General features: G+C 70.1%; 11 protein-coding genes, 2 pseudogenes and 1 riboswitch. Of the genes and pseudogenes, 5 read left to right on the forward strand and 8 right to left on the reverse strand.

Annotated features, from left to right (window positions below):
* Entirely contained in the window at positions 1 to 1,287 is a 1,287-nt protein-coding gene (gene glyA, locus Q9R22_RS01235; RefSeq protein WP_131333325.1) for a serine hydroxymethyltransferase, read from the reverse strand.
* A 306-nt stretch (positions 1,288 to 1,593) separates the two neighbouring features.
* On the opposite strand from glyA, the gene Q9R22_RS01240 reads away from it, so the two are divergent.
* Positions 1,594 to 4,950, forward strand: coding sequence for a beta-phosphoglucomutase family hydrolase (locus tag Q9R22_RS01240; RefSeq protein WP_131333326.1), 3,357 nt, complete (start codon positions 1,594 to 1,596; stop codon positions 4,948 to 4,950).
* Between the two features lie 166 nt (positions 4,951 to 5,116).
* Positions 5,117 to 5,677 carry a gamma carbonic anhydrase family protein gene (locus Q9R22_RS01245; RefSeq protein WP_131333327.1) on the forward strand — a complete coding sequence of 187 codons (561 nt, stop codon included), beginning with the start codon at positions 5,117 to 5,119 and terminating at the stop codon, positions 5,675 to 5,677.
* A gap of 146 nt (positions 5,678 to 5,823) precedes the next feature.
* On the opposite strand, the gene purH is transcribed toward Q9R22_RS01245, so the two are convergent.
* Positions 5,824 to 7,434 carry a bifunctional phosphoribosylaminoimidazolecarboxamide formyltransferase/IMP cyclohydrolase gene (gene purH / locus Q9R22_RS01250; RefSeq protein WP_131333328.1) on the reverse strand — a complete coding sequence of 537 codons (1,611 nt, stop codon included), beginning with the start codon at positions 7,432 to 7,434 and terminating at the stop codon, positions 5,824 to 5,826.
* 57 nt (positions 7,435 to 7,491) lie between these two features.
* Positions 7,492 to 8,085 (reverse strand): phosphoribosylglycinamide formyltransferase, encoded by a 594-nt coding sequence (purN, locus tag Q9R22_RS01255; protein WP_098054927.1) that lies wholly within the window; start codon positions 8,083 to 8,085, stop codon positions 7,492 to 7,494.
* Positions 8,086 to 8,181: 96 nt separating this feature from the next.
* Between purN and Q9R22_RS01260 the strand changes: the two genes are divergently transcribed.
* On the forward strand, positions 8,182 to 8,901 hold the full coding sequence (locus Q9R22_RS01260; RefSeq protein ID WP_207387914.1) for a DUF308 domain-containing protein: 720 nt from the start codon (positions 8,182 to 8,184) through the stop codon (positions 8,899 to 8,901).
* Positions 8,902 to 9,011: 110 nt separating this feature from the next.
* Here the strand turns inward: Q9R22_RS01260 and Q9R22_RS01265 are convergent, their stop codons facing one another.
* The gene (locus Q9R22_RS01265) at positions 9,012 to 10,808 is read right to left on the reverse strand and encodes a DUF6350 family protein (RefSeq protein WP_242670467.1); all 1,797 of its coding nucleotides are present in this window, start codon (positions 10,806 to 10,808) and stop codon (positions 9,012 to 9,014) included.
* A gap of 118 nt (positions 10,809 to 10,926) precedes the next feature.
* On the opposite strand from Q9R22_RS01265, the gene Q9R22_RS01270 reads away from it, so the two are divergent.
* Both Q9R22_RS01270 and Q9R22_RS01275 read left to right on the forward strand, forming a co-directional pair.
* On the forward strand, positions 10,927 to 12,090 hold the full coding sequence (locus Q9R22_RS01270; protein WP_131333329.1) for a glycosyltransferase family 1 protein: 1,164 nt from the start codon (positions 10,927 to 10,929) through the stop codon (positions 12,088 to 12,090).
* Between the two features lie 111 nt (positions 12,091 to 12,201).
* Positions 12,202 to 12,344, forward strand: a riboswitch (SAM riboswitch).
* A 20-nt stretch (positions 12,345 to 12,364) separates the two neighbouring features.
* Positions 12,365 to 12,643: a hypothetical protein gene (locus Q9R22_RS01275; protein WP_035963768.1), complete on the forward strand. Its 279-nt coding sequence runs from the start codon at positions 12,365 to 12,367 to the stop codon at positions 12,641 to 12,643.
* 114 nt (positions 12,644 to 12,757) lie between these two features.
* Here the strand turns inward: Q9R22_RS01275 and Q9R22_RS01280 are convergent.
* The 4 genes and pseudogenes from Q9R22_RS01280 to Q9R22_RS01295 form a co-directional block, all read right to left on the reverse strand.
* Positions 12,758 to 12,901 (reverse strand): annotated as a pseudogene (locus Q9R22_RS01280) (GMC oxidoreductase); the annotation flags it as partial.
* 45 nt (positions 12,902 to 12,946) lie between these two features.
* Positions 12,947 to 13,174, reverse strand: a pseudogene (locus tag Q9R22_RS01285) (hypothetical protein); the annotation flags it as partial.
* On the reverse strand, positions 13,081 to 13,431 hold the full coding sequence (locus Q9R22_RS01290) for a BCCT family transporter (protein ID WP_311253949.1): 351 nt from the start codon (positions 13,429 to 13,431) through the stop codon (positions 13,081 to 13,083). The pseudogene Q9R22_RS01285 and the gene Q9R22_RS01290, both read right to left, overlap by 94 nt.
* Before the next feature lie 270 nt (positions 13,432 to 13,701).
* On the reverse strand, positions 13,702 to 16,782 hold the full coding sequence (locus Q9R22_RS01295) for a hypothetical protein (RefSeq protein ID WP_242670468.1): 3,081 nt from the start codon (positions 16,780 to 16,782) through the stop codon (positions 13,702 to 13,704).
* Between the last annotated feature and the right edge of the window lie 181 nt (positions 16,783 to 16,963).

A 16,963-nucleotide genomic window follows, 5' to 3' on the forward strand; every position in this document is an offset into this window, starting at 1 on the left:
TCACCACTCCTCGAGGCCGGGGTACAGCGGGAACTGCTCGGTCAGGGCGTCCACGCGCGAGCGCAGGGCGGAGACGTCCGCACCGGGCTTGAGGGCCTCGGCGATCACGTCCGCGACCTCCTCGAACTCGCCCGCGCCGAAACCGCGGGTCGCGAGCGCCGGGGTCCCGATACGCAACCCGGACGTGGTCATGGGCGGGCGGGGGTCCCACGGTACCGCGTTGCGGTTGACCGTGATCCCCGCCTGGTGCAGCAGGTCCTCGGCCTGCTTGCCGTCCAGCTCGGAGTTGCGCAGGTCCACGAGGACCAGGTGCACGTCCGTGCCGCCGGTCAGCACGGACACACCGTGCTCCGCGAGATCCGGGGAGTTCAACCGCTCGGAGAGGATCTGCGCGCCCTCGATCGTGCGCTGCTGGCGCTCGCGGAACTCCTCGGTGGCGGCGATCTTGAACGCCACGGCCTTGGCCGCGATCGCGTGCATGAGGGGCCCGCCCTGCTGGCCGGGGAACACCGCGGAATCGACCTTCTTCTTGAGGTCCGCTTCCGCGAGGATCACACCGGAGCGCGGGCCCGCGAGGGTCTTGTGCACCGTGGAGGTGGTCACGTGCGCGTGGGGCACGGGGTTGGGGTGCAGCCCCGCGGCCACGAGACCCGCGAAGTGGGCCATGTCCACCCACAGCTTGGCACCCACCTCGTCCGCGATCGAGCGGAACGCCTCGAAGTCCAGCTGGCGCGAGTAGGCGGACCAGCCGGCCACGATCACGTTCGGCCGGGCCTGCAGTGCCTGCTCGCGCATCTTGTCCATGTCGATGCGGTAGGTGTCCGGGTCCACCTCGTACGCGGCGATGTTGTAGAGCTTGCCCGAGACATTGATCTTCATGCCATGGGTCAGGTGCCCACCGTGGGCCAGGGACAGCCCCATGAGGGTGTCACCGGGCTGCATGAGCGCGGCCATCACGGCGGTGTTCGCCTGGGCGCCCGAGTGCGGCTGCACGTTCGCGTGATCCGCCCCGAACAGTTCGCACGCGCGGTCGCGAGCGAGGTTCTCCACGACGTCCACGTACTCGCAACCGCCGTAGTAGCGACGGCCAGGGTAGCCCTCCGCGTACTTGTTCGTGAGCACCGAGCCCTGCGCCTCGAGCACGGCGCGCGGCGCGAAGTTCTCCGACGCGATCATCTCGAGCGTGGAGCGCTGGCGCCCCAGTTCGTCCTCGATGGCCCGTGCGACGTCCGGGTCCACCTCCGACAGCGGTTGATTGGTCACAGGGTGTCCCAGGGATTCCGTCATGCTCCACCTTCTTTGTGCGCGGGAGGGTCCGCTCCAGCATATCCGCGCGCCGCGGTGTTGCGCCTCAGCACGGCGGGGGCACGAGCGCGGCGATGCTCGTAGAGTTTCCGGATCGTCCGGGCCCTCGGCGGGCGGCTCCCGCCAGGGGAGCGAATGCGGGTAGCATGTGTACCCGTACCGCGTGCGTACCCCCTGCGCGCGGCAGCCGTCACAGCGCAGCCGGGCTGCCGCTCTCGCTCAGCGAGCGCGAGCATTCGCATCGTCCCGCCCCACGTCCTGATCCTTCGTGTTAGGAGTTCTCGCGCCGTGAACGTTCTTCCCACCGCCCCGTTCACCGCTTCCATGCCGCGCATCACCGACGGCCAGTCGCCGCCGGAACCCGTGGACATGGTGCGCACCCCGTACGCCGCCGTGATCTTCGACATGGACGGTGTGGTGACCGACACCGCCGGGGTGCACGCCCGCGCGTGGCAGAAGCTCTTCGACCGGTTGCTGACCGATCCCCGCCTCGAGCCCGTAGCCCCGGCCACCGAGGTGGACCGGCGCCCGTTCGACATGGGCGGTGACTACCGTACGTACGTGGACGGACGACGTCGCGAGGACGGCGTCCGCGCGTTGCTCGCCGCCCGCGGGACCATGCTCCCCGAGGCCCAGAGCCACGAGGACCCGCAGCCGGGTGACTGGACCGTGCAGGGCCAGGCCGCCGCGAAGGACGGCTTCTTCCACGAGGAGCTGCGCGAGCACGGTGTGCGCGTGTTCACGGGCACCGTGGCCCTGATCGAGCGGCTGCGCGAGGGCGGTGTGCCCGTGGGGCTGGTGACCGCGAGCCGCAACAGCGCCGTGGTCCTCGAGGCCGCCGGGTTGCAGCACTCGTTCGACCGCATCGTGGACGGCAACTGGGCCGCCTCGCACGACCTGCCGGGCAAGCCCGCCCCGGACACCTTCCTCGAGTGCGCACGCCTGCTGGGCGTGGCCCCCGGCGAGAGCGTCGTCGTGGAGGACGCCGTGGCCGGCGTCCAGGCCGGTGCCGCCGGCGACTTCGGCCTGGTCGTGGGGATCAACCGGGACGGTGCCCGGGAACGGCTCTACCGCGCGGGCGCCCACGTGGTGCTCAACGACGTCGCCGAGCTGGACCTGGGCGCGCGCCGGGACGACCCGTGGGCGCTCGTGTTCGACGGTTTCGACCCCGCCACCGAGCCCCGCCGCGAGGCCCTGCTGACCCTGGCCAACGGCTACATGGGCGTGCGCGGCGCGGCCTGTGAGTTCGCCGCGAACACCGTCCACTACCCCGGAACCTACCTGGCTGGCGTGTTCAACCGGGTGCTCAGCCACATCAACGGCCGGGACGTGGAACACGAGTCCATGGTCAACGTGCCCAACTGGCTGCACCTGGACCTGCGTTTCGCGGAGGGCCAGTGGTGGTCCGAGGGCGGGATGAAGCCCTCCGACGAACGCGTGGAACTGGACCTGCGCCGCGGTCTGCTGACCCGCACGCTCGTGCTCACGGAAGTGGACGAGGACCCCGGCGCGGACCAACCCCCGCGCAGCCTGGAGATCACCCAGCGCCGCCTGGTGTCCCTGCGCTACCGCCACCTGGGCGCCCAGGAGACCCGGATCGTCTCGCGTGGATTCAGCGGGCGGTTGCACGTGCGCACCGGTGTGGACCCCGCCGTGACCAACAGCGGCGTGGCCGAGTACCGGGAACTCAACGCCCACCACCTCGCGCTACTCGAGTCCACGACCCTGCCGGACGAGCACGAGACCCTGCTGTCCCTCGTGCGCACCTCCCAGTCCAAAATCGAGATCGCGATGGCCCAGCGCACGCGCATCGAGTCCGAAACCCCCGTGCGCGAGCGCCGCGAGGTGCGCCCCGGCGGGATCGAGTTCCGCCGCTACACGGTGCAGATCGACCCGCACAACCCCGTGCTCGTGGACAGCACGACCGCGGTGGTCACGAGCCGCGACGCCGCGATCGGTTCCCCCCGCGAGGGAGCGCTCGCCGAGCTGAACCGCACGCCGTTCGGGGTACGTAAGCTGCTGGCCTCTCACGAGATCGAGTGGGCCCGGTTGTGGGACCGCTACGAGGTCACCCTGGAGGCCGCGGAGGACACCCCCGAGCACGTGGCCACCCAGCTTGCGGTGCGCACCCACCTGTTCCACGCGGCCCAGACCCTGGCCCCCCACCTGTCCCTGCGGGACGCAGGCATCCCCGCCCGCGGTCTGCACGGTGAGGGTTACCGCGGCCACATCTTCTGGGACGAGCTGTTCATCCTGCCCGTGATCAACATGCGTCAGCCGCACGTGACCCGGTCCCTGCTCTCCTACCGGTGGCGGCGCCTGGCTATGGCCCAACAGCACGCCCGGGACTTCGGTCTCTACGGCGCGGCCTTCCCGTGGCAGTCCGGTTCCGACGGGCGCGAAGAGACCCCGCCCGAGCTGTACAACCACCACTCCCGGCGCTGGCTGCCGGACAACTCGTGGCGCCAGTTCCACGTGGGCCTGGCGATCGCGTACAACGCGTGGGTGTACTACGAGTCCACCGGGGACATCGACTGGCTCTCCGGCCACGGGACCGAGCTGATCGTGGGAATCACCCGCCTGTTCGCGTCCCTCGCGGAGTACGACTCGCACGACGGCAAGTACCACATCTGCGGTGTCATGGGCCCCGACGAGTACCACGACGGCCCCGCGGGCCAGCACGGTGGCGGGCTCAAGGACAACGCCTATACCAACGTACTCACGTCCTGGCTGTTCCGTCACTCGGCCCACATCTTCCACGACATGGTCGAGCACCAGCGTGAGGACCTGGAGTCCCGCTTCGAGATCTCCCCGCAGGAGGTCCAGAAGTGGCTCAAGATGGCCGAGAACATGTACGTCCCGTTCAACGCGGACGGCACGATCGCGCAGTTCGAGGGCTACGACGAACTCGCCGAACTGGACTGGGACTTCTACCGCACCAAGTACCGCAACATCGGCCGCCTGGACCTGCTGCTCGAGAACGAGGGCGACCTGACCAACAACTACAAGCTGTCCAAGCAGGCGGACACGATCATGCTCGTGTACCTGCTGGGTCCCGAGGGTTTGATCGAGGAACTCGCGCGCATGGGCTACACCACGGACCTGGACGCCATCCAGCGCACCGTGGACCACTACATCGCGCGCTCCTCCAACGGTTCGTCCCTGTCCCGCGTGGTCAATGCCGCGGTGCTCGCGTGGCTCGACCCGGACCGCTCGTGGGGTTCGTTCCAGGACGCGCTCATGATCGACATGGACGACACCCAGGGCGGCACAACGGGTGAGGGCATCCACCTGGGTGCCATGGCCGGTTCGGTGGACGTGATCACCCGCGCGTACGCCGGGCTGCGCGTGCGGGGCCAGTGGCTCGAGTTCCAGCCCGCCCTGCCCCGCGAGTTGGACGCCGTGGACTTCACGGTCCTGTACTGCGGTCAGGTCATCGAGGTCTCGCTGGACCACGACATCCTGGAGCTCGAGGCGAGCTCGGCCAAGGCGGATCCGGTCACGGTGCACGTCAACGGCGCCGAGTACGTGCTCAAGGGCGGGCAGAAGATCTCGGTGTCACTGCGCCACCGCGAGTCCCGGCGTCCCGAGAAGGCCATGGCCGCCCTGCGGCGCCGGTTCATCTCCGACGCCGGCGAAGGCTGAGCCCCGCCCCGAACCGTGGCCGTACGACAACGCTGCGCGGCTCGGGCGCGCCTGCTCACCGGGCGCACACCGGGCCGAGCCCCGGCCACGCGGCGGGCGCGTGGCGGGCGCGTGGCGGCTACCGGCGGCGTCGTGACGAGCGCGAGCGCGCACTATGCTATGGCTCATGACACAGTTCTCCGAGCCCGCGGGCGCCGACGCCGCCCGCGAACCCCTGATCCTGCCCTACGGTCAGCACCGGCCCTCCGTGGCTCGCTCCGCTTTCGTGGCACCCAACGCCACGATCGTGGGTGACGTGATGGTGGGTGCCGGGGCGGGCATCTTCTACGGCGCCGTGGTGCGCGGTGACCGCTCCCCCCTGCGGATCGGGACGAACTCCAACCTGCAGGACAACGTCACGGTGCACTCGGACCCGGACCACCCCACGACCATCGGCGAGCGCGTGAGCGTGGGCCACAACGCGGTCATCCACGGGTGCGTCCTGGAGGACGACGTCCTGGTGGGGATGAACGCCACCGTGCTCAACGGCGCCGTGGTGGGCCGCGGGAGCCTGATCGCCGCCGGGACCGTGGTACTCGAGGGCGAGCGCATCCCGCCCGGTTCCCTCGTGGCCGGGGTCCCGGGCAAGGTCCGGCGGGAGCTGTCCGTGGACGAGCAGCATGCCGTGAGTCGCAACGCCCAGAACTACATCGAGCTCTCCCGGGAACACCGCGCCATGTTCTCCTGAGCCCGCCTGGACAACCGCAACACACGACGACGCGCGGCCCCGGAAGCCCGGGACCGCGCGTCGTCGTACGCCGGGTGAAACCGCGGTAGCCCGGCGGGAGCGGCTCGGTGAGTGTCGCCCAGTGGATGCGGCTCGGTGGATGCCGCTCAGTGGAAGAAGTGCCGCGCCCCCGTGAGGTACATGGTCACTCCCGCGGCCTGGGCCGCCTCGATGACCTCCTCGTCACGGATGGAACCGCCCGGCTGCACCACGGCGCGCACGCCCGCGTCCAGGAGCACCTGCAACCCGTCCGCGAACGGGAAGAACGCGTCCGACGCCGCGACCGCGCCGCGGGCACGTTCGGCGTGATCCTCGGCGAGCGTGTTCGCCCGCTCCACGGACAGCCGGCACGAGTCCACGCGGTTGACCTGGCCCATGCCGATGCCCACGGAGGCGCCGTCGTTCGCGAGCAGGATCGCGTTGGACTTCACGGCTCGCAGGGAACGCCACGCGAACTCGAGGTCCGCCAGGGTCTTCTCGTCCGCGGCGTCACCCGAGACCAGGGTCCAGTCGGCAGGGTCGTCGCCCTCGGCGTCGAGGCGGTCGGCCTGCTGGAACAGTGCGCCGCCGGAGACCCCGCGGTACTCCAGGGGATCGAGGCCGAAGCCCTCGGGCAGCGCGAGCAGGCGGATGTTCTTCTTGGCCCCGAGGATCTCGAGCGCCTCCGGCTCGAACTCGGGGGCCACGACCACCTCGGTGAAGATGGGCTTGAGGTTGCGGGCCATGTCCGCCGTGACCGTGCGGTTGGCCGCCACGACACCGCCGTACGCGGAGAGCGGGTCGCACGCGTGGGCCTTGAGGTGGGCGTCCGCAATGGGGTCCTGCGCGCCGGGGGTGGCCACGGCCACGCCGCACGGGTTGTTGTGCTTGACCACGGCCACGGCGGGCTCGTCGTAGTCGAATGCGGCGCGGACGGCGGCGTCCGCGTCCACGTAGTTGTTGTAGGACATCGCCTTGCCGTGTAACTGCTCGGCCTGCGCGATCCCGGGCGCCGCGGCGTCGTTCGTGTAGAGCGCGGCCTTCTGGTGCGGGTTCTCGCCGTAGCGCAGGGACTCCGCGCGCTGCAGCGCGAGACCCGCGTACGGGGGCCAGAAGTTCGCCTCGGGGTCGTGGTCGAACTGCTGGGCGGTCCACGTGGCCACGGCGGTGTCGTAGGCCGCGGTGTGGGCGAACGCCGCCGCCGCGAGCTTCTGCCGGGCCGCGAGGTCGTAACCGCCCTCCTGGGCCGCGCGCACCACGTCCGGGTAACCGGCGGGATCCACGACCACGGAGACCGCGGCGTGGTTCTTGGCGGCCGCGCGCACCATGGACGGACCACCGATGTCGATCTGCTCCACCACGGCGTCCTGCTCCGCACCCGAGCGCACGGTGTCCTGGAACGGGTAGAGGTTCACGATCACCAGGTCGAACGGCTCGATCTCGAGCTCGGTGAGCTGATCCATGTGTTCCTGCTTGCGCCGGTCCGCGAGGATTCCCGAGTGCACGCGCGGGTGCAGGGTCTTGACCCGCCCGTCCAGGCACTCCTGGAACCCGGTGACCTCGGAGACCTCGGTCACGGGGACCCCCGCGTCGCGGATGGTCCCGGCGGTGGAACCGGTCGAGACGATGCTCACGCCGGCGTCGTGGAGCCCTCGCGCGAGCTCCTCCAGACCGGTCTTGTCGTACACGGAGATCAGTGCGCGCTTGAGCGGCACACGGTTCAGGTCGGCAGTGTTCACGAGCTCTCCAGTGGGGACGAGGGTACGGACGGTAGGCGGGCCGGAGCCCGGTTCAGTCTACGACCGGGGCAGATCGGGGTCGGTGCTCGTGACGTCCCAGCTCAGTTTCGCCAGCGCGTTGACGAGCAGGGTGCGCTCGGCGGATTTGATCCGCTCGTGCAGCACGGCCTCGGTATCGTCCTCGGCCACGGGGACCGCGACCTGGGCCAGGATGGGTCCGGCGTCCACGTCCGCGACGACCTCGTGCACCGTGGCGCCCGTGACCTTCACGCCGTAGGCCAGGGCGTCCCGCACGGCATGGGCACCGGGGAAGGACGGCAACAAGGACGGGTGCGTGTTGATGATCCGGCTCGGGAACACGGACACGAACTCCGCGTCCACGATCCGCATGAACCCGGCGAACACCACGCGGTCGGGGTGGTAGGACGCCACGCGTCGTTGCAGCGCACGGTTCCACTGCTCCCGGTCCGGGTACTCGGACAGCGGCACCACGAAGGTGTCGATGCCCGCGGCGCGCGCCCGGTCCAGACCGGCGCACTCCAGGTCTGCACCCACGGCGGCGATATCCACCTCCACGTCCCCCTGGTGCAGGGCGTCGATCATCGCCTGCAAATTCGTACCGGAGCCCGAGACCAGAACCACTAAACGCATGGGCCCACTCTATCCAGCGAGGCTGCCTCGATGGCGCCGCGGCGGTGCTGCGCCCGCGACGCTGCTCGGTCCGTCCGCTCGCCTACAGTGGTGGGTATGCACGATTCCCGCCACCGGAGCACGCCGCCCCACGCCACGCACTCGATGGGTTCGACCTCCGGCGGCACCCCTTCCGGGGGTTCCCACTCAGGGGGACCGCACTCCGGCGGCCCGCAGCAGGGAGGCCCGCACGCCGGCGACCTGCGCGGTGAGAAGCCCTCACCTCGCGGCCCCCAGTCCGGGGACCCCTCCGACGGCGACGGCGCTCGGCTCCGGTTCGCCACGGTGGCCGCGGCCCTCGCGGTGCTCGCCTCCGCACTCGTGGTGGGTGACGTGTGGTCCACCGTGGCGGGGCTCGTACTCGCCATCGCCGGGATCGTGCTGGGCATCATCGCGCTCGCGCGCTCCCGCGGTTCGTCCTCACGGGTCCCGATCACGGTGCTCGCGGTGTTGGCCATCGTGTGGGGTGTGATCAATGCGCTGGGCGGTGGCACCCGATTGCTCGTGTGGCCGGCCACCCAGGTCTACCAGGAATGCATCGATCGGGCCCTCACGCTGTCCTCGACCAGCCGGTGCGAGCAACAGCTCAACGACAACGTGTGGAAGCACTTCTCCGGTGCGCCCCTCGAGACGGGTGTGCCGCAGGACGATCCGACAGCCACCGCCACGCCTGAGGCCTCCCTTGTCACGCCCACGCCGAGCGCCTCGAACCCTGCCCCTTCGGGGAGTGCTACACCGGGAGCGACCTCGCCGACCTCCGCCGGTCCCGGGTCCTGAGACGCCCGTTCCCAGCGAGTCCATTGCTATCGGGAGCGGTTCGTCATCGGCCCAGTCCCACGTCCTGGGACGCCCGAGCCCGTCGGCGCCAGGAGCGGTTCATCGTCATCTCAGTCCCGCTCGTCGTCGAGGGCGGCCAGCCGCGCGGCCTTGCGCTTCTCGGACCTGCGCTGCGCACGACGACGCTTGGCCTCCTCACGGCGGGACAGTCCCGGTTCGTCTGCCGATCGTCCCACGGCCGTGGACCCGCCGCGGGGCTGGGACTCCCGCTCGGGCTCGGCGGCAGCGCGCGACGCGCGGCCCCGGAACAGACCCCGGACACCCCGAGCCGTGACCTCGCCGCCCGGGACGGCCGCCCCGGATCCAGGACGGCCACCGGGTGCCGTGCGAGCATCCTGCCCGGCGCCGGGGCCGGAAGCCCAGCGGGAACCGTGCGCGGCGCCAGCGGCGGGCAGGGCGTCGTGGTGGGCCACAGCGGCGTCGTCCTCCGGGGCCGGGGAATCCGACTCGGTGAGCTCGTCCGCCTCGGCGCGGGAGCGGGAACGGTAGCCCTCGCGTTCGAGCCAGGGCCCGGCCAGGCACCCCACGGTGGCGCCCACCGCGAGTTCGGCACCGAGCCACAGGAACACGTGCCACGCGTGCGGGCCGATGTCCGTGAGCCTGCCGATGCCCAGCGAACCGCTGGAGAGCCACGCGAGCGCGGTCACGAGGCCCGCCCCCACCACGGCCATGAACACCGCCGTGAGCACGGTGGAGAGCACGAACGTGATCCAGCGCAGGGGCAGGCGGATGGCCATCCAGTCGTCCAGGTGATTCTCACCCTCGCGGCAGAACCACCACCCCGCGAGCAGACCCGCGAGCACGGGCAACCCCAGGACCGCAGGGGCGTACAGCCACGGGTCACCGGTGGGCAGCGCGGCGAACGCCGGGAACTGCGGCAGCGGTCCCAGCGTGTTCTGGAACGGCGACACCAGGGTCCCGGTGCCCAGCGAGAAGCCGGCACCGGTGGCCCACGTGAGCGCCCACACGACCATGTTGGGCAGGTACCCGAACTGCAGTGCCGTCAGGGCGGTGTCCCCCGCAGCGCCGGTACCGAGGTCCTGGTAGACCGTGATCACGCGGTCCCAGTTCCACGCGAGCGCCACCACGAACAACAGGGCACCGGCCGCCACAGCGGTGACCGCGGCGAGGAAACCGGCGCGGATCACAGCCCACACGTAGGAACCGGCCCAGCGTGAGTGCTGGCTCGTGCGCTGCAACCAGGACGCGACGTCGGCCCCGAGCACCGCGGCGAGCGAGCGCGAAGCGCTCCACCCGCCCACGAGGGTGCCCAACCCGGCCGGGACCAGGGGCAACAGGGCGGCCGCCACGAGGTCCACCGAGACTTGTTCGGTGCGGCTGAACCAGCCCACGAGGGCCCCGAAGAGCGCGTACGCGAGCATCCCGGCGAAGAACGGGATCAGGAACTGACCGCGCCAGCACGCCCGGGCGATCCGGCGGCCCGCGATCACCGCGAGGCCGAACGGGATCAGCGTGAGCCCTAGAGGCACGAGCGTGACCGTCCCGCCACCGTCCAGCGACAGGCCCTGGATGGCTTGGATCGTGAGGGGCACGCAGTGCGCGAGCAACCAGACCTGTCCGGCGAGCTGCAGGCTCCCGCCCGCGCCCAGGGTCGCGAAGCCCCCCGCAGCCCATACCGCGCCCAGGAGCACGGTGCCCAGCAACAGGCCCACCACGGCCACCGCGAGCAGCTCGATCACGCCCTGCAGCGCGAGCGGCATGGGCAGTCCCGGGGAGTCGTCCGGTTCGGGGCGGGGCACGTCGGCGGCGCGCGCGGGGGACGAACCGTGCGACGTGAAGCGGTCGCGTACGCCCGAGACCACGCCGGGCAGTGAGGGAAGTTTCATCACCGGACATCTTTTCACGTTCACCCGCGCACCACGGGCAGCGAAGTTAGCGCGGACTTCATCTGCGGGCCACCCCCGGGTGACTCCCCCGTGAGGCGCGGGGCCCACAGTGGGAACCGTGAGAATCGCATTGGTGGCCGAACAGTTCCTCCCCCACGTCAACGGTGTCACGCATTCGGTGATCCGCGTCCTGGAACACCTGCGGGATCACGGGCACGAGGCCATGGTGATCGCCCCCTCCTATGAGAAGACCCTGTTCCTGGGCTCTGTGGACCACGTGGACGGCGTGCGGATTGAACGCATCCCGTCCCTGCCGCTCGCGGGCTATCCCGAGGTCCGCGTGGCGAGCTGCACCGTGAGTCGCATGCAGCGCATCCTGGCCCGTTTCGCGCCGGACGTGGTGCACGTGGCGTCCCCGTTCGTGCTCGGGTGGCAGGCCATCCAGGCCGCCAAGGGTTTGGGTCTGCCGTGCGTGGCCGTGTACCAGACGGACGTGCCCGGTTACGCCGCACGCTACGGGGCGTCCGTGCTGGAGACCGCCATGTGGTCCCACGTGCGTGCGATGCACAACAGCTCGACCCTCACGCTCGCTCCCTCGACGGCGTCGATCAGCCAGCTCCACGAGCACGGCGTCCAGCGGGTGCACATGTGGCGCCGCGGAGTGGACACGAGCCGGTTCCGTCCCGCGCTGCGCGATCACGCGTGGCGCGAGCGCGTGGGCGGCGGCAAGCGACTCGTGGGATACGTGGGGCGGTTGGCCCCCGAGAAGCAGGTCGCGGACCTCGCCGCGATCGACGCTCTGCCGGACACCCGGCTCGTGATCATCGGTTCCGGCCCCGGGAAGGAGTCGCTGCGCTCGGTATTGCCCAACGCGCACTTCGAGGGCTTCCTCACGGGCACCGAACTCGCCACGGCCATGGCGTCGCTGGACGTGTTCGTGCACCCCGGTGAGCACGAGACGTTCTGCCAGACCATCCAGGAAGCCATGGCCTCCGGGGTTCCAGTGGTGGCCGTGGGCCGCGGCGGCCCCCTGGACCTCGTGGACTCCTCGCGTAACGGGTGGCTCTACGCCCCGGGTGACCTGGCCGGGTTGCGCGAGCGCGTTCGGGACCTCGCGGGCGACGACGCCAAACGCCTCGCCTTCGCGCGCACCGCCCACCAGTGCGTGCAGGAGCGCACGTGGGGTGCCGTGTGCGAGCAGTTGCTGGGCCACTACGAGCGCGCTCGCACGGTCACCTCCCGGATGCGCGGCACGCGCCGCAGCGGCCTGCGCACCCCATGAGAACCGCCGCCGGGTGCCAGATGTTACTCAACAGAAGCTTGATTAAGTTTTGATGACATTCTCGGTCCGCGCCTGGCTGGTCCCCGGAATCCACGGATAGGCTCGAAGCAGCTTCACGAGATGCGCCCGCGCAACGACAAGGACGTCACCGCGCGCCCAGAGCTCCAACTCGGCGTACGCCAACCCTCGGTTCAGGGGTGGATTGGATGACGAAGCGGCCGGGGCCACACGTGTGGTTCCGGCAAGCGACCGGAAAATTCAGAGGCCCGACATCATGAACACGACAACCCAGAAATCCCACCCCGACACCCGCGAACAATGGGTGGACGTCACCGTTCAGGCGGACCCCGCCCGGCACGTGGTGTCCATCACGGGATCGGACGGTCACGAGCACGAGTACTTCGCGGACGACGCCCGTGAGGTCGCACTCGCCGCACAGCACACACGGGGGCGCGGCCAGTGGTGCGCCAAGTACAGCAGACTCCTGGTCCCCGGGGCGTCCCGGGTGACCGGCGGGGTGTCCTTCTACAAGCTGGAGCCCTTGCCCGCGTAGTCCTCGCGAGCACGGTCCCCGCGACCGCGAACTCCACGATCGGGTGTGGCCCGGGTCCGGACGGACCCGGGCCACACCCATGTTCTCAGCCTGCTCGGTTCTTGACGGCCGTGCTCACCGGGCGGTCGCGTCCCGGTCCTGGGCGATCAGCTCGGCGGCGCGTTCACCGATCATGAAGACCGTGATCTTCGGGTTCACCGTCACGAGCTCGGACATCACCGAGGCGTCTGCCACGCGCAATCCGCTCACGCCCTTGACGATCGCATCCAGCAGGAACGCCGTGCGCCCGGTGATGAGCACGTACAGCATGAGCCCGATCGCCAGGATGATGCTCAGCTCGGAAAGCCGCCGGGTGCCCTTGTCCACGCCCAAGAGGGTCCCCAGCAGCGCCGCGGTGTCCACGGCGTCGCCGGCGGCACCGTGGATCCGGCACCCGATCAGGGGTAGAGAGCGGAGCGGATGCTCAGCGGCATGCCGAAGCGGTAGGCGAAGTAGCCGAATGCCATGCCCATCAGGGCGTACATGGCCCACCCCGTGAACAGGTTGAACTGGGGTTTCGCGTGGTCCGGGCCCATCTTGATCGTGCCGTGCCTGCTGTCCGCGACCAGGATCACGAACACGATCACGAGAGCGGCCGTGAGGATGTAGAACCACCCCAGCCGGGAGGCGACCCACGCGACCACGCCGCCGATCACGGCGTCGGCGTGCTCGGGTGCCTCCGTGGCCCAGGCGGACAGCGAGACAAGCAGGGTTGCCGCGGCCACGAAGACCCGCCAGTTGACGGGCAACCGGGGTGGCGCAGAGCGAGGGGCCCGGACAGGGCTGGCGGATCCGCGACGGGCGACGAGCCCGGGCGTGGGTGACGGATGGACGAGGAATCGTGTGTGGTCACGTCGGGGATGCGGGTCGGACGTCGGACGACCCGGGGTTGAGGCGCCTTACTACCAGCCGTTAGTCATGGCACGCCACCTCACTTTAGGGGAGGGCCGCGCAGCGGCCGAATGCAGCCGCGCGGCCCCACGAGTACACCCCCCCCCCGTTCGCCCGGGGCGGCACTGTCAGCCCAGCAGCTTGGCCACGAGGGCGCTCGCGAACTCCTCGGAGACGTCCCCGTAGTTCAGGGAGAAGTCCTCGTCCACGAGCGTGGGCAGCAGCCCCGAGCACAGCACCGTGGCGCGCGCGTAGAGCCCCGGCAGGGCGGCACCGATGGGCACGGAGAGCAACCGCAGCTCGGGATCGTAGCTGACCAACGCCGTGCCGGTGTCCCGCGCCGCGAGGTGCTTGCCGAGCCCCGAGGACACGGGACGGGCGTGACCCGAGACCACGTCCTCCGCGGTGCGGTAGGCGTAGCGCGTCTTGTGGTGGTGGTTGATCCGGTACAGCCCCGCCTGGTTGCGGTCGTCCGTGGCCTCCCACGTGGCGTCCGCGGGCACGAAGCGTTCCGCGACCCCGTTGTACTGCATCTCCTTCAGGGGCAGCCCGGCGACGACCGAGGACAACGGGGGCAGGGTGTCGAGCATGACGGGCCCGGCGTCGTAGACCACGTCGCACAGCCCCTCGGGCAGCAGCTTGCTCAGCGCGTCGAGGTCCACATCCTGGAGCATGGTGGTCGCGTGGTCCTCCGGGGACAGCACCACGACCTCACCACCCTGGGCCCCGACCGCCTGCGTCACGGCGTCCTCTTGGTCGGTCTTCCACCCGCCCGTGAGCAGGATGGAGCCGTCCACGAGCTGGGTCAGGGCCGGGGAGCACACCTGCCAGCGGCGCACCGTCCAGTTCTCGTCCCGGATCACCTCCAGGAAACCGAGGGCCTGCAGGTGACCCACGAACCATTCCTCGAAGCGCTCGGAGTCCTCGAGCTGGCGCGCCACGATGGACAGGCTCGACCGCTTGCTGCCACCCAAGAACGTGAGGATGTCCTTGAACGGCGCCCAGGACCCCGGGTACTCGCCCTCGTCCGGGCCGATGAACTGCAGTGCCTCGACCGAACCCGTCTGACCCACCGCCGAGAGCTTGGTGAGCCGGCCGGGGTAGCGCTTGGTGAGCCCGCAGAACTTGCAGCGCCCGAACACCCACGGCGCCTTGGCCTTGGGATCCATGGGGGGCAGGATCACTTTGTGCTTGCCCGTGACCATGCAGGACACGTCCGGGGCCTCGGGCAGCTCGTTGCTGCGCTCGGGGAACATCTGCCCCTCGGCGGACTCCCACCCGGCGACCTCGGGCACGGGGACCTCGTCCACGGCGGCCTCGTGGGGGTCCATGTTGTCGAACGAGCCCTGGACGTACTCATCCGGGATCTCGTCCCGCGTTACCGCGGTGACGGGCCACAACGGTTCCTCCGCGACGTGGACCATCTCACCGTCGTAGCCCAGGGAACGTTGAGTGATGTAGTAGGAACTGTCCCGCACGCGGAACTCGAGGCGCTGCTTCACGGTGCGCCCGGAACGCAGCACCAGCGTGTAGTCGTTGGGCTTGAGGTGGCCGTCCTCGCGGGCCAGTTCCGTACCGCCCAGGCTCACCTGGAACGGTGGTACCCGGGGTGCGGTGAGCTTGGTGCTCATGAGCTTGAACGAGTGCGGGTTGCGCCACTCGCACTCCACGGACAGGGGGTCGTCGCTGTCGGACGTGACGGTCAACTGCGGGGGCCGCAGGGCCGAGAACCGGTCCACGTCCCCGGGGATCCGCAGCCCGCCGGACAGGGTGATTGCGGGGACCAGGCGGGGTACCAGGGCCGAGAAGTTGTCGTTGACGGTCAGCGCGGGGTCACCGGCACGCAGCACCTGGACGTCGTCGAACAGCACCCAGCCCTCGCAGACTCCGTTCTCCCCCGGGCCCACCACGCGGTAGTCGGGAGAGGCCGAGTCGTCCAGGATCGCGCGGATCTGATCCACCCATTCAGGTTGATTGCGCACCATGATCCGGCACGGCCACGCCGCGGGGACGTGGTCCACGGAGATGAACGTGTCCGAGTACGCGTCCTTGGCGAAGACCACCACGGGCCGCGGATTACGCGTGAGGGTGAGCTCCCCCGCGGTGATCTGCAGCTGCCCGGACAGCAGCGTGTCACTCGTCATGCGGGCGTTGTACGCGGAGATCCCCAGGAACGCGTCCCCGATGTAGGACAGGAACATGGTGCGCGGGCCGACCGTGGTCGCGAGATCCACCTCACGACCGGGCACCAGCCGCTTGGGCACCACGAAACCGAGTTCGTAGATGGGGTTGCCCACGTAGTCCGTGCCGTCCGTGAGAGACAACCCGGGGCTGCGCGAGCCCAGGTGCCGCGTGCCGCGGGCGGCGGCAGCGGCGGCGTCGTCCGGGGCGGACTCCCACGCGTCCAACTGGGCGAGCGCGACCTGCAACGCGGGATCGCGCGTGAGGGGGTTGGTCCAGATGCTGCGCAGGCTCTTGGACACATCGGTGTCCGCGATGTCGAGCCAGAAGTCGATGTAGATCCCGAGCTCCGCCGCGCTCATCCCCTGCGCCGTGGTCAGTTCGAGGTCCTCGAACATCTGGTGCAGTTGCCGCAGCTCGGACGGGCCGAACAGGGTCTGGGACAGAGCGAGGCCCACGGGACGGTGGTTCACGGCGTACGCGGACGGCAACCCGAGTTGACCGTCGAAGGCCTCGAGCCAATAGCGCAGCGCGTCCCAGTAGGTCTCGGAGTCCTTGCGCACCGAGGTCTCGAGCGCCTTGACGTTGTCCTGGCCCGCTTGCAGCAACACCGCGAGCGGCAGGTAGAACGTGGACACGGACTTCTTGCCCGTGCGCGCCGCGAGCGCGGACATGTGCCGCCCGGCCAGGGCGAACAGGGCCAACAGCGCCACGATGGGCGGCGGGCCGATCCTGGTGAGGTCCTCGAGCTGGCGCCGGGACGTCCGGTACCACGCCTCGGTGAGCTTGTTGAACGCGTCGAACACGGACCGGCGGGAGCCGTCCGTCACGAGCAGCGGCGTCACGGAGTCGGCGAGCGCACGCAGCGTGGCCGGGCCGTCCAGGCCGAATTCCGAGCCGATCTGTTCGAGCATCTTCTCGTCCAGGTCCAGGTGGACCAGTTCCCCAGCCCTCCTGGGGCCGAAGAATGCCCGCGCCACGGCGTCGTTCCAGCGCAGGTAATCGACTTCCCGGGGTCCGGATGCCATTGCGTGGTCCCCCGTGTGGAAACCGGCAGCGTCAGCCACAAATCCTCCGTCTGCGCCGTGCGGCGCGCTCGAAACACGACAATCCCTGTCGATTATAAGTTCCCGCCCGTCGGCGGTTCACTGCCCGATCCCACCGCGCCCCCGGTTTGCACCACGACGACGCCGCTGCCCGGGCCCTCGC

The organism is Kocuria sp. PD6 (assembly GCF_031844145.1).
Classification (GTDB): Bacteria; Actinomycetota; Actinomycetes; order Actinomycetales; family Micrococcaceae; genus Kocuria; species Kocuria marina.